Genomic DNA, 12724 nt, shown 5'->3' on the forward strand with positions numbered 1-12724 from the left:
AATTACTCGCTAACGGTCACGCTAGTAATGATCACGTCTTCTTTAGGAACGTCCTGGTGCATACCGCTGCGGCCAGTAGACACGCCTTTGATCTTCTCAACAACGTCCATACCTTCAACCACTTCTGCGAACACGCAGTAGCCCCAACCCTGCAGGTTCTCACCAGAGAAGTTCAGGAAGTCGTTGTCAGCCACGTTGATGAAGAACTGTGCGGTTGCAGAGTGTGGAGCCTGAGTACGCGCCATTGCCAGCGTGCCACGGGTGTTTTTCAGACCGTTGTTGGCTTCGTTTTTGATCGCTTCTTTGGTGTCTTTCTGGTTCATACCAGGTTCGAAACCGCCGCCCTGAATCATAAAGCCATTAATAACACGGTGGAAAATCGTGTTGTCGTAGAAACCTTCGCGGCAGTAGTCCAGGAAGTTTTTAACTGTTTCAGGCGCTTTATCATCAAAAGTTTTGATAACGATATCGCCATGATTAGTGTGGAGAGTAACCATTTTTGCATCCTGTTCCGTTATAGTGGTGCTTCGACCCCAGTGAGGGTCACATATAGGGCTTTGTTATAGCATAACCGCACGGCGCGATCACCTTGCAAAGTGTGCTGCTTCGGGTTTGAATTACGGGTAGAATACCCGGTTTTCGTCCACACACGTGTCTACATGGAATCTTCGATGTTAAAAATCTTTAATACTCTGACTCGCCAAAAAGAGGAATTTAAACCTATCCATGCCGGGGAAGTCGGCATGTACGTGTGTGGTATTACCGTTTACGATCTCTGTCATATCGGTCATGGCCGTACTTTCGTCTCGTTTGACGTGGTGTCCCGCTACCTGCGTTTCTTAGGCTACACGCTAAAGTACGTGCGCAATATCACCGACATTGATGACAAAATCATTAAGCGCGCTAATGAGAATGGCGAGAGCTTTGTCGAGTTAGTTGATCGCATGATCGCCGAAATGCACAAAGATTTTGATGCATTAAATATTCTGCGCCCGGACAGCGAACCGCGTGCAACCCACCATATTCACGAAATCATCGAGATCACCGAAAAGCTGATTGAACGTGGTCACGCCTACGTTGCCGATAATGGTGATGTGATGTTCTCGGTGCCGACCGATCCGAGCTACGGTCAGCTTTCCCGCCAGGATCTGGATCAGTTGCAGGCCGGTGCGCGCGTTGATGTGGTAGATGTTAAGCGCAACCCGATGGACTTTGTGCTGTGGAAAATGTCTAAAGCGGGTGAGCCGAGCTGGCCGTCACCGTGGGGCGAAGGGCGTCCGGGCTGGCACATTGAATGCTCCGCGATGAACTGTAAGCAACTGGGTAACCACTTCGACATTCACGGCGGCGGTTCAGACCTGATGTTCCCGCATCACGAAAACGAAATTGCTCAGTCTACCTGCGCACACGGTGGCGAATACGTTAACTACTGGATGCACTCCGGCATGGTGATGGTTGACCGTGAAAAAATGTCCAAATCGCTGGATAACTTTTTCACCGTGCGTGACGTGCTGAAATACTACGATGCCGAAACCGTGCGTTACTTCCTGATGTCCGGCCATTATCGCAGCCAGCTGAATTACAGCGAAGAGAACCTGAAACAGGCTCGCTCCGCGCTGGAACGCCTGTACATTGCGGTACGCGGCACCGACACCACCGTCGCGCCTGCTGGTGGCGACGCGTTCGAAGCGCGTTTCATCGACGTGATGAACGACGATTTCAACACGCCAGAAGCCTACTCGGTGCTGTTTGATATGGCGCGCGAGATTAACCGTCTGAAAGTGGAGGATGTGGCTGCTGCGAATGCGCTGGCTTCTCATCTGCGTAAGCTCGCTGCGGTATTGGGGCTGCTGGAGCAAGATCCAGAAACCTTCCTGCAAAGCGGCGCTCAGGCTGATGGCGACGAAGTGGCAGAAATCGAAGCGTTAATTACTGCACGTCTTGAAGCGCGTCAGGCAAAAGACTGGGCGGCAGCAGATGCCGCGCGTAATCGCCTGACCGAAATGGGCATTGTGCTTGAAGATGGCCCGCAGGGGACCATCTGGCGTCGTAAGTAATTTTCCCTAAACCCTCTCCCGCGGGAGAGGGAATCGTTCCTGATAAATTCTGAACCTACGCTGATTCCCGCGCGATAAGCTGACCAGAAAGCGTGATGCGCTGAGTTTGTAGATCCGGTTCTTTCAGCTTTCGAATCATCAATCCGGCAGCCTGACGTCCGGTTTCCTCACTGGCGGAAGAAACATAGGTGAACGACGGGGAGGTGAGGTTTACATGCAGCATATCTTCAAATCCTACCAGGGCAACCTGCTGCGTTAAGAACACGTCTTTACCCACCGTACGGCCCATCTGGTGAATGCCCGATATCGAGCCGATCATTGCATCGGGTGAGTGGCAGAGCAGGGCGGTAATGGTGTTGTTTTTTTCCAGCAGCTGGCGCGCGGCATAACCCGCGGCTCGGGTATCGTCACTACAGGCGGGAGATGATTCCTCACGATTCACCAGACCGTATTGCGTCATTGCACTGCGAAAGCCCTGCAAACGTTGCTCGCGAATTAAACATCCTTCCACCCCGCCAATGTAGGCGATATTGCGATGACCGCGTTCGATAAGATAGCGGGTGGCGAGATTGGCGGCCTGGCGATTATCACGCATCACCAGATTACAGGATTCGTTCATTAACGATTGCGACACCACGACCAACGGCAAGCGACAGTCGCGGATCTGGGCGGGCAGGTGTGACGTGCGCGTATCGGAAGAGAGATAAATGACGCCAGCCACGCCCTGCTGCTTAAACGACAACAGGCAACGCTCAAGATGTTCATGATCGTTAAGCGGCTGGCCAAGAAAGACCATATAACCTTCTTTCTCAAGTTCAAGAACAATACTCGCCATCACTTTGATGGAAAAGCTGTCGCTAAAGTCACGCAGGATCAGGCCGATGAGGTTGGAAGTGTTGGCGCGAAGGTTGGCCGCGGCAACGTTATGAACATAGCCCAGCAAATTGATGGCGGCATGGACTTTCTCAATCGTTGCCTCTGAGATTTTCCCTTTCTGACGTAAAACCAGCGACACGGTCGAAACCGATACGCCTGCCTGTTTTGCGACATCAATAATGCTGACTTTCTTCAAACCCGCTCCCTGAAATTTCTCAATTATCAGCCTGATATGGCAAACACGTTTTCCAGAGTACAGGAGACGTGTTTGCCAGACATCTTATTATTTGCCGATCATGGTGGACATGGTTTGGGCGATAAACTGTGCTCTGGCACCGAAAATCACCTGGATTCCATTGTCTCCGACGAAGACCACGCCGCGAGCACCCAGACCATTAAGGCCATCTTTATCGACAACATCACTTTTTGCGACTTCCAGACGCAGACGGGTGATGCAGGACCCAACTGAGTCGATGTTCTTCGCGCCACCCAACAACCCGATGATCTCCGTGGCGAGTTCGGTATCTGATTTATTGTCCGTTGTGGCAGTGACTTCTGTACGGCCCGGCGTTTTGACATCGAAACGACGAATCACGAAACGGAAGGTGAAGTAGTAAATCAACGCCATCGGAATACCGATGATCACGGCGCTCAGGAAGTTAGTTTGATAGCCGTTAAACGACGGCAGAATACCGAATGACAGATAGTCGATAAACCCGGCGGAGAACGATTTGGCAATGTGGGCATGCAATAGATACATGGTCATATATGCCAGGCCCGCCATGATGGCGTTAAAGACGTACAGGATTGGTGCCACGAAGATAAAGGTAAACTCAACCGGCTCGGTGATCCCCGTCAGGAAGCAGGTCAACGCCGCAGAGAACAGAATACCGGCAGCAATTTTCTTATTCTTGGTATGCGCTTCGTGATACATCGCCAGACAAGCGGCTGGCAGTGCAAACAGCATCAGCGGGAATTCGCCCTGCATGAACTTACCGGCATTCTGGTAGGTATCGCTGCTAAAGGATTTCACCCCTTCTTCCAGCATTTTGAACCAGATAGTCTGATCGCCGTGGATCACCTGGCCTGCCTGCGTGGTGTAGTCACCAAACGAGTACCAGAAGGACGGATACCAGATGTGATGCAGCCCCAGCGGGATTAACGCGCGTTCGACCAGGCCAAAGATAAAGGTTGAGGCGGCCTGGTTATCGCCGTTAACCACCACGGAAAGGGCATCGATCCCGGATTGAATATGCTGCCAGACGTAGGGCAGCAGCAGACCAAGGATAAACGACAGAAACGCGGTGGCAATGGCGACGAAGCGTTTACCAGAGAAGAAGCCGAGGAACTCCGGCAGCTGCAAGGTATGGAAACGGTTGTAGCACCATGCTGCGAGAATACCGCAGATCAGGCCGCCAAAGACGCCCATCTGTAGCGTGGGAATGCCTACAACCATGGCGTACTTACCGCCCTGAGACGCCATCTCTGGCGTGATGGTCAGCACGGTGCTGATGGTAATGTTGGTGACAAAGACCGAGACCGCCGCCGACAGCGCGGCAATGCCTGACTCTGACGCCAGACCAACGGCCGAGCCAATCGCGAACAGCATCGGCAGGTTATCAAAGATAACACCGCCCGCGTTCATCATCAGTGGCATATGGAATTTATCGCCAAAGGCCAACAGCAGACCCGCAGCAGGAAGCAGTGAAATTGGCAGCATTAATGCGCGACCAATCATCGATAACTTAGACAACGATTTAACAAATCCTGATATCAGACCCATGCTGATTTCCCCCGAGTAGCGCTTTTTTTGGCGCTGTTATTGTAAGTAGAACGTTTTAGTAGAACGTTCTACTTATCGTGAGGAAAGCGCGAAAAACGTGCAACTTAATTTTCACATTTCGACAGATGAAATAGTGATTATTTGAAGTTGATCGATAATTAACCGTGATGGAAGTGAGGATTAACGTGGAAGGGGAAGGGGAAACCTCTTCAGGACAAAGGGTTCATGCGGATACATGAACCCTTTTAACCTGCGCAGTCGAACCCGTTACTTCTTCAATGACCGATGATCTACTGTGAAATAACGTCCCCAGCCTTGCCAGACTGAACATCAAGGAGATATCTAACAAGACCTCCCCATGCGCCAAATTATATTATGCAGACCCAACTAAAAAACACATTTGATGACGGATCTTTTCAGGGAAAAATAACTCACTCCCATGTTTGTATGAGTTGAAGAAATTTCACAGCGTATTGAGATTAATTTTAGTGGTTCTATTTGTTAGCGGAGTAGTTAAGAGGATAAAACAGAGGCGTATGGCCCGATGGCGTGAGTGCTACCGGGCTTTTGAGAAAGGTTTATGCGGTTACGGTTATGCTCTGCTGGCCGAAAGTCACCGTCTGTCCGGCGAGAATCTTGCAGCGCTTGCGGGTTTCAATCACGCCATCGACCTTAACCAGGCCATCAGCAATGAAAATTTTGGCCTGTGCGCCGCTTTCGCTCCAGCCTTCCAGCTTCAGCAGATCGCATAGCTCTACGTGCGGGTGTTTACCTAATGAAAATGTTGCCATCTTACGCTTCCTCTACGTCGTGATACTCTTCGCATGCCTGCAAAGTGTTCTCAATCAAAGTGGCGACGGTCATTGGACCCACGCCACCCGGTACGGGTGTGATATACGACGCGCGCGCTGCCGCGTCTTCGTACACCACGTCGCCCACTACTTTGCCATTTTCCAGACGGTTAATGCCCACGTCCACGACAATCGCACCTTCTTTGATCCACTCGCCCGGAATAAAGCCCGGTTTACCGACGGCCACGATTAACAGGTCGGCGTTTTCAACGTGGTGGCGCAAATTTTTAGTAAAGCGGTGAGTGACCGTGGTGGTGCAACCTGCCAGCAACAGCTCCATGCTCATCGGGCGACCAACGATATTGGATGCGCCGATCACCACGGCGTTCAGGCCGTAAGTGTCGATGTTGTAGCGCTCCAGCAGCGTCACGATGCCGCGCGGGGTACACGGGCGCAGGCGCGGCGCACGCTGGCACAGGCGACCGACGTTGTACGGATGGAAACCATCCACGTCTTTGTCTGGCGCAATGCGTTCCAGTACTTTCACATTGTCGATGCCAGCGGGCAGCGGCAATTGCACCAGAATACCGTCAATAACATCGTCGGCGTTCAGGGTATCAATCAGCTCAAGCAGTTCTGCTTCGCTGGTGGTTTCTGGCAGATCGTAGGAGCGGGAGACGAACCCTACCTCTTCACACGCTTTGCGTTTACTGCCGACATAAATTTGCGATGCCGGGTTGCTGCCAACCAGCACAACGGCCAACCCTGGAGCGCGTTTTCCGGCGGCTGTACGCGCCTTCACTTTTTCCGCGACCTCAGAGCGTACCTGCTGCGCAATCGTTTTACCGTCAATAATCTTTGCTGCCATCAGAGAGAGGATTCCGTCTGTAACGTTTAAAAGGGGGATTGCCTATATTTTGTCAGAAGCGAGGGCCGCTGTCAGTCACCCATTGCGACATTTCCACTGCGAACGTTTCATGGCTGCCTAAGGCCCTGCGCTTTATCGGGTCTTTTCCTAGGGTCGATTAGGATGTTGCCAGGCAAAGTCACAGTGTTTTGACATATTTTTAAATGTAATATTCGGCTACTTTGTGTTCTCCGAAATAAGTCTTCAATTCAGTGATTGAAGTGTTTTTCTTTATTCCCGATTAACCCGGGAAGGGCTTTTTACATTTTAAAGGAATAGACATGAAACTCAGCAATATTGCTTCTACCGTTATTGCTTCTCTGGTACTGGTCGCAAGTGCCGCACATGCAGAAGATCCAACTCCGGTTTCTGTAAATGGTGGTACCGTTCATTTTAAAGGCGAATTAGTTAACGCAGCGTGCTCCGTTAATACCGCATCTTCCGAGCAGACTGTCACCCTGGGTCAATATCGCACGGCGAAATTCACCAAAGTAGGCGACACCACGTCAAATATTCCCTTCACCATCGTGCTGAATGATTGCGACCCGGCTGTGGCAAAAACCGCCGCGGTAGCGTTTACCGGTCAGATCGACGCGACCGACAAAACCCTGCTGGCAGTGACTTCAGGCGACAACGATAACACCGCACAGGGTGTGGGTATCGAGATCCTGGACAGCACTTCCACCACGCTGACGCCAGACGGCGCAAGCTTCTCTGCTGCTAAAAATCTGATTGAAGGCTCCAACACGCTGAACTTCACCGCGCGTTACAAAGCCACGGCAGCGACCACAACCCCTGGTCAGGCAAACGCCGATGCAACCTTCGTAATGAAATACGAATAAGCCTTTTTCACGGATGAAAGTGGCCTCAGGGAAGAGGCCCAATTACGCGAAACTGAGGGACGAGGATGACCAGCAAAGGGATTCTGTTTCTGCTGACGCTCGTTGCCGTGCCGTCGGTGATGGCGCATACCGTGGTGGTAGATGGCGGAAAAGTACATATCAAAGGCGAGCTGGTCAACGGCGGCTGTGCTGTTGCTCCTGATAGTCAGAATCTGCGCGTTGAGATGGGACAATATCGCACTAACTCCTTTTCTGGCGTAGGCAGTTTTTCAACGGTTAATGTGCCCTTTACGTTGCGTCTGGTGGATTGCAGCGTGGATGTCTCCCGCACCGTGGGCATCATGTTTCAGGGCGTCACGCCTGCTGAAGATCCGCAGGTATTTTTAGCCACATCGCGCCCAGGTGGCACCAGCGTGAATAGCGGTGTTGGGCTGGCATTATTTGATACCGAGCAGCGCCAGATTATCCCTAATGCGACTGCCGCAAGCTGGCTGCCTGTCAATACCAGCGAACTGGTTATGCACTTTAGCGCTCGCTACCGGGTTATTTCCGAACATCTTATGCCGGGCAATATTCAGTCGGATGTCTGGTTCACCTTAATTTATCCGTAGCGCCGTACACACCTGCGAACACATTATTAAAGGTATTGTTGCGATGAACACCCTATTTAAACCAGGTTTGGTAGTTTCACTTATTTTAATGATGATTTCCCTGCCCGTGAGTGCATCCGGCGGGATTGCGCTGGGGGCGACGCGCGTTATTTATCCTGCCGATGCTAAACAGACTTCGCTTGCGATCACCAACAGTAACAATCAGGAGCGTTATTTAATTAACGCGTGGATTGATAACGATCGGGGGCAAAAAGAAAAAACCTTTGCCGTCACGCCGCCGCTGTTTGTCAGCGAGCCGGACAGCGAAAATACGCTCCGCATTATTTATGCCGGTCCAGCGCTGCCTGTCGATCGCGAATCCTTGTTCTTTATGAACGTGAAGGCGATTCCTTCGGTGAACAAAGCGAATCTGGAGGGTAAAAACGTTCTGCAACTGGCGATTTTGTCACGTATCAAACTCTTCGTGCGCCCACAAAATCTGGCGATGCAGCCGGAAGAGGCGCTTTCACATCTGCGATTTGAGCGAGCAGGCAACCATTTAAAAATCAGCAATGCCTCTCCGTATTACGTCACGCTGGTGAACCTACAGCTCGGTGCGCAGAAGCTGGAAAATATCATGATCGCACCAAAGAACTCGGCACAGCAGACGCTGCCGGTCGGCGCGAGCGGCATGCTTTCCTGGCAGAGCGTGAACGACTATGGCGCGATTACTCCGGCGCGTAGCGTCAAATTGTGAAAAGAGCCGGGGCTATGAGCACTTATCGACTCCCTTATTCGCCCTGTCCACTGGCGCTGGCGTTACTGGCAGCGCTATGGCCGCAGATTGGGTGGGGGGAAAGTTATTTCAATCCGGGCTTCTTGTCTGACGATGCCGCCAGCGTGGCGGATTTGTCACGTTTTGAAAAAGGGCATCAGCAGGCTCCGGGAACCTATCGCGTGGATGTCTGGCGTAACGACGAGTTTCTCGGTACTCAGGACGTGCAGTTTGAAGAAGCAAAAGAGTCTGCTGCGCCTGCCGCTGGTGGGCTTGCACCCTGTATTACCCACGGGATGCTGGAACGTTTTGGCGTTAACATCAGCGCGTTCCCCGATCTGGCTCAGTATTCAGGTGCAAGCTGTATTCCGGTCAGCACTACCATTCCGGGAACGGAAATCGTCTTCGACTTTGCCTCTTTGCGTCTGGGTATTAACCTGCCGCAGGTGGCGATGCAAAATAGCGCGCGCGGGTATATTCCACCCGATCAGTGGGACGAAGGCATCCCGGCTGCGCTGGTCAACTACAGCTTTACCGGCAATCGGGGCAGTGACGACGACAGTTATTATCTGAACCTGCAAAGTGGACTGAACTACGGTGCCTGGCGACTGCGCAACAACGGCGCGTGGCGCTACACCAGCGGCAACGGCGAGCGCCATAGCAGCTGGCAAAACATTGGCACCTGGGCGCAGCGCACGGTTATCCCGCTGAAAAGCGAGTTGGTACTGGGTGACAGCAACACGGGTAATGACGTCTTTGACAGCATCGGTTTTCGTGGTGGGCGTCTTTTCTCCTCCGACAGTATGTATCCGGACAGCATGCAGGGATACGCACCTACCGTGCGCGGTATCGCCCGTACGCCCGCGAAGGTCGTTATCCGCCAGAACGGCTACGTCATTTATCAGAGCTATGTTCAGGCCGGAGCGTTTGCGATTAGCGACCTGAACCCAACGTCGTCAAGCGGTGACCTGGAAGTGACGGTCGAAGAGAAGGACGGTAGTCAGCAGCGCTATACCATGCCGTATTCCACTGTGCCGCTACTCCAGCGTGAAGGTCGTCTGAAATACGATCTGGTGGCCGGGGATTACCGCAGCGGCAACAGCGAGCAGGACACGCCGTTCTTCACGCAGGGTACCCTCATTGCCGGGATAGCTGATGGCTACACGCTGTACGGTGGTACACAGTTAGCCTCACGCTATACCGCGCTCGCCATCGGGGCGGGTAAAAACCTGGGCGACTGGGGAGCGGTCTCCCTTGATTTCACCCATGCCCGCAGCCAACTGGCTGATGACAGCCGCCACGAAGGGCAATCTTTGCGTTTCCTTTATGCCAAATCGCTGAATGGTTTTGGCACCAACTTCCAGCTTCTGGGCTATCGCTATTCTACCAAAGGGTTTTACACCCTTGACGATGTGGCGTGGAACTCGATGGAAGGCTACCAGTACGGCGACAGTAAAGACGATGACGGCGTACCGGATGTGCAGAGTTATCACAACCTGACGTGGAATAAAAAAGGGCGATTCCAGGTCAATATTTCCCAGTCGCTCGGTGACTACGGCTCGCTTTACGTGTCCGGTAGCGAACAGACCTACTGGGGCACCAGCGATTCCAATATCTGGTATCAACTGGGCTACGCGGGTGGTTTGCAGGGGATCAGCTACTCCGTGTCATGGTCCTGGAATCAGGCGGTCGGCATTAGCGGCACCGACAGAATTGCCTCATTTAACGTCTCGATACCCTTCAGCCTGTTTTCCCGTCACGGATATCGTCGTGACAGCGCGTTCGATCGCGCCTATGCCACGGCTTCTGCCAGCCGTAATAGCGATGGCGAAAATAGCTGGCAGACCGGTGTCAGCGGCACATTGCTCGACGATCGTAACCTCAACTACAGCGTGACTCAGGGCCATACCAGCAGCAATGGGGCGAGCGGAAGCGCCAGCGCCAACTGGCAAGCGACCTACGGCACGCTGGGCGCGGGATACAACTATTCTCGCAACCAACACGATCTTAACTGGCAAATGTCAGGCGGCGTGGTGGGCCATTCGGACGGCATTACGTTAGGCCAGCCGCTGGGCGACACCAACGTATTGATCAAAGCGCCAGGTGCATCGGGCGTGAGCATCGAGAACCAGACCGGGGTAAAAACCGACTGGCGTGGCTATGCGGTCATGCCGTACGCCACGGTGTATCGCTATAACCGCGTGGCGCTGGATACCAACACCATGAGTAACAATACCGATATCGAAAATAACGTCAGTAGCGTGGTGCCCACCAAAGGCGCGCTGGTACGTGCCAGTTTCGATACCCGTATCGGCGTGCGCGCATTGCTGACCGTCAAACGTGGCAATCAGCCCGTACCCTTTGGCGCGGTGGTACGTGAAACCCAAAGTGGCGTGACCAGTATGGTTGGTGATGACGGACAGATTTACCTGAGCGGACTCCCGCTTGCCGGTGAGCTGTTGATTCAGTGGGGAAATGGGGCGAATTCGCAATGCCGGGCGTCCTACACCCTGCCAGAAAAAAGCCTGCAACAGGCGATCACGCTTAAGGAGCTACGCTGTGATTAACCCGCGATATTTGACTGGCGCACTTTTGATGGTGCTGCCGGCGGCGCAGGCGCTGGCCAGCGTCTGCGTTAACGAAAATGGTGTGCCGACCGAGGTTCATTACGACCTGACGGACAAATTTAATAGCTCCAATAATCAGGTTGGACAGATTGTGACGCTCAGCGAAAAGTCACAGTGGGTCGGTGTGAACGCGGTATGCCCGAAAGGGACGTCCGGTAACACCACCAAGCGTAGCTACGTGACGGATTTTACGGTGACCAACACCGTGGATAATTACAAATATCTTAAGCTGAATGACTATCTCGACGGGGCGATGAAAATCACCGACAGCTACGCGGGGGTGTTTTATCCTCCGCAAAGCTTTATCCAGATGGGGAGCCACCCTAACGTCTCGAAAAATAAGCCGTTTGGCGTAAAGGACTCCAACCTGGTGTTTCGACTTAAAGTGACGCGGCGTTTTATCAATATGGTCGAAATTCCCCGTCAAACCATGTTCCGCGTGTATGTCACCACGACATCTTCTGACCCGCTCAGTTCGCCGGTTTATACCATCAGCTACAGCGGCACGATCCAGGTGCCGCAAAGCTGCGCCATCAATGCGGGGACGGTGGTGGAGTTTGACTTTGGCGATATCGGTGCGTCGATGTTTAGCCAGGCCGGGGCCGGGAATCGTCCGCAGAGCGTGCAGCCTAAGAGCCAGACCATCGGCATTAAATGCACTAACGTCGAAGCCAACGCCTATCTGACCATGCGTATTGAATCGGAAAAAGTGCAAGGCAATGCGCTGGTGTCTGATAATCCGGATTTAGGTTTTATCGTGGCTAATCAGAGTGGTACGCCGCTGACGCCGAATAATCTTGCCAGCAAAATACCGTTCCGCCTGGATGATAACGCCTCGGCGCAGGTGGGGATTAGCGCGTGGCCGGTGAGCATTACCGGCAATAAACCGAGCGAAGGACGTTTTACCTCACGCGGCTATTTGCGCGTGGATTACGACTAAGGAACCGCGATGCGTAATCTACTTTTCATCGCCGCGTCTCTGCTGCCAGCCTATACGCTGGCGGCGACGCCACTGGGCGAAATCAATATTGAACTGTATGGCAACATTGTTGACTTCACCTGCGTGGTTGAAGCGGGCGACAGCGCTAAATCAGTAACGCTGGGAACCTGGCCCACGAAGCAGCTCAAAACGACGGGCAGCACTACCCAATCGATGCCCTTCACGTTGAAATTGACAGGATGTCCGCCGGGGGCAGCCTCGATTACCTTCTCGGGGAAAGCGAGCGAGGCCAATAGCGAACTTTTGGCGCTAAACGATGCCAGTCAGGCGAGCAATGTTGCGGTAGAAATTCGCGATCGCGATAAATTGCGTCTGCCATTACAGCAGGCCAGTAAGGACGTAAAGGTCGATACGCAAGGTAATGCGACATTGTCGTTCTATGCTAATTATATTGCGACGGCGGATAATCCTGAGCCAGGTCGTGCGGACGCTGATGCGACGTTTATGATTAATTATTACTGAGGCTAACCGCACTC

The 12724-nt window shown here is 52.8% G+C and carries 12 protein-coding genes; 7 read left to right on the forward strand and 5 right to left on the reverse strand.

Going from position 1 to position 12724, the window contains the following annotated elements; genetic code table 11:
- Window positions 1–2: 2 nt before the first annotated feature.
- Window positions 3–497 carry a peptidylprolyl isomerase B gene (gene ppiB, locus AC6EMZ_RS00980; protein WP_498400515.1) on the reverse strand — a complete coding sequence of 165 codons (495 nt, stop codon included), beginning with the start codon at window positions 495–497 and terminating at the stop codon, window positions 3–5.
- Window positions 498–671: 174 nt separating this feature from the next.
- On the opposite strand from ppiB, the gene cysS reads away from it, so the two are divergent.
- The gene (gene cysS / locus AC6EMZ_RS00985) at window positions 672–2057 is read left to right on the forward strand and encodes a cysteine--tRNA ligase (protein WP_498400516.1); all 1386 of its coding nucleotides are present in this window, start codon (window positions 672–674) and stop codon (window positions 2055–2057) included.
- Window positions 2058–2112: 55 nt separating this feature from the next.
- On the opposite strand, the gene malI is transcribed toward cysS, so the two are convergent.
- From malI to folD, 4 genes are all read right to left on the reverse strand, one after another.
- The gene (gene malI, locus AC6EMZ_RS00990) at window positions 2113–3129 is read right to left on the reverse strand and encodes a Mal regulon transcriptional regulator MalI (RefSeq protein ID WP_498400517.1); all 1017 of its coding nucleotides are present in this window, start codon (window positions 3127–3129) and stop codon (window positions 2113–2115) included.
- Window positions 3130–3216: 87 nt separating this feature from the next.
- Complete coding sequence (locus AC6EMZ_RS00995; protein ID WP_498400519.1) at window positions 3217–4716, reverse strand: PTS transporter subunit EIIC; 1500 nt, start codon at window positions 4714–4716, stop codon at window positions 3217–3219.
- Window positions 4717–5294: 578 nt separating this feature from the next.
- Window positions 5295–5507, reverse strand: a complete 213-nt coding sequence (gene ybcJ / locus AC6EMZ_RS01000) for a ribosome-associated protein YbcJ (RefSeq protein ID WP_498400520.1) — start codon at window positions 5505–5507, stop codon at window positions 5295–5297.
- 1 nt (window position 5508) lies between these two features.
- A complete protein-coding gene (folD, locus tag AC6EMZ_RS01005; RefSeq protein WP_498400521.1) occupies window positions 5509–6375 on the reverse strand; it encodes a bifunctional methylenetetrahydrofolate dehydrogenase/methenyltetrahydrofolate cyclohydrolase FolD in 867 nt (288 codons plus the stop codon).
- Between the two features lie 320 nt (window positions 6376–6695).
- On the opposite strand from folD, the gene fimA reads away from it, so the two are divergent.
- The 6 genes from fimA to sfmF all read left to right on the forward strand — a co-directional run bounded on the left by fimA (window position 6696) and on the right by sfmF (window position 12710).
- Window positions 6696–7256 (forward strand): type 1 fimbrial major subunit FimA, encoded by a 561-nt coding sequence (gene fimA / locus AC6EMZ_RS01010; RefSeq protein ID WP_498400522.1) that lies wholly within the window; start codon window positions 6696–6698, stop codon window positions 7254–7256.
- A gap of 65 nt (window positions 7257–7321) precedes the next feature.
- The gene (gene fimI, locus AC6EMZ_RS01015; protein WP_498400523.1) at window positions 7322–7867 is read left to right on the forward strand and encodes a type 1 fimbrial protein subunit FimI; all 546 of its coding nucleotides are present in this window, start codon (window positions 7322–7324) and stop codon (window positions 7865–7867) included.
- Between the two features lie 43 nt (window positions 7868–7910).
- Window positions 7911–8603, forward strand: a complete 693-nt coding sequence (gene fimC, locus AC6EMZ_RS01020; RefSeq protein ID WP_498400524.1) for a type 1 fimbria chaperone FimC — start codon at window positions 7911–7913, stop codon at window positions 8601–8603.
- Window positions 8604–8617: 14 nt separating this feature from the next.
- Window positions 8618–11188, forward strand: coding sequence for a fimbrial biogenesis usher protein (locus AC6EMZ_RS01025; RefSeq protein WP_498400525.1), 2571 nt, complete (start codon window positions 8618–8620; stop codon window positions 11186–11188).
- A 28-nt stretch (window positions 11189–11216) separates the two neighbouring features.
- The gene (gene fimH, locus AC6EMZ_RS01030; RefSeq protein ID WP_498401450.1) at window positions 11217–12188 is read left to right on the forward strand and encodes a type 1 fimbria D-mannose specific adhesin FimH; all 972 of its coding nucleotides are present in this window, start codon (window positions 11217–11219) and stop codon (window positions 12186–12188) included.
- A 9-nt stretch (window positions 12189–12197) separates the two neighbouring features.
- On the forward strand, window positions 12198–12710 hold the full coding sequence (sfmF, locus tag AC6EMZ_RS01035; protein ID WP_498400527.1) for a fimbria assembly protein: 513 nt from the start codon (window positions 12198–12200) through the stop codon (window positions 12708–12710).
- Window positions 12711–12724: the final 14 nt, after the last annotated feature.

It is taken from the genome of Enterobacter sp. SCRI0065 (assembly GCF_059766475.1).

Excerpts from the sequence above, each read along its gene's own strand:
- ppiB (WP_498400515.1), bottom strand. The coding sequence starts at position 497 with ATGGTTACTCTCCACACTAATCATGGCGATATCGTTATCAAAACTTTT.
- cysS (WP_498400516.1), top strand. The coding sequence starts at position 672 with ATGTTAAAAATCTTTAATACTCTGACTCGCCAAAAAGAGGAATTTAAA.
- AC6EMZ_RS00995 (WP_498400519.1), bottom strand. The coding sequence starts at position 4,716 with ATGGGTCTGATATCAGGATTTGTTAAATCGTTGTCTAAGTTATCGATG.
- ybcJ (WP_498400520.1), bottom strand. The coding sequence starts at position 5,507 with ATGGCAACATTTTCATTAGGTAAACACCCGCACGTAGAGCTATGCGAT.
- folD (WP_498400521.1), bottom strand. The coding sequence starts at position 6,375 with ATGGCAGCAAAGATTATTGACGGTAAAACGATTGCGCAGCAGGTACGC.
- fimA (WP_498400522.1), top strand. The coding sequence starts at position 6,696 with ATGAAACTCAGCAATATTGCTTCTACCGTTATTGCTTCTCTGGTACTG.
- fimI (WP_498400523.1), top strand. The coding sequence starts at position 7,322 with ATGACCAGCAAAGGGATTCTGTTTCTGCTGACGCTCGTTGCCGTGCCG.
- fimC (WP_498400524.1), top strand. The coding sequence starts at position 7,911 with ATGAACACCCTATTTAAACCAGGTTTGGTAGTTTCACTTATTTTAATG.
- AC6EMZ_RS01025 (WP_498400525.1), top strand. The coding sequence starts at position 8,618 with ATGAGCACTTATCGACTCCCTTATTCGCCCTGTCCACTGGCGCTGGCG.
- fimH (WP_498401450.1), top strand. The coding sequence starts at position 11,217 with ATGGTGCTGCCGGCGGCGCAGGCGCTGGCCAGCGTCTGCGTTAACGAA.
- sfmF (WP_498400527.1), top strand. The coding sequence starts at position 12,198 with ATGCGTAATCTACTTTTCATCGCCGCGTCTCTGCTGCCAGCCTATACG.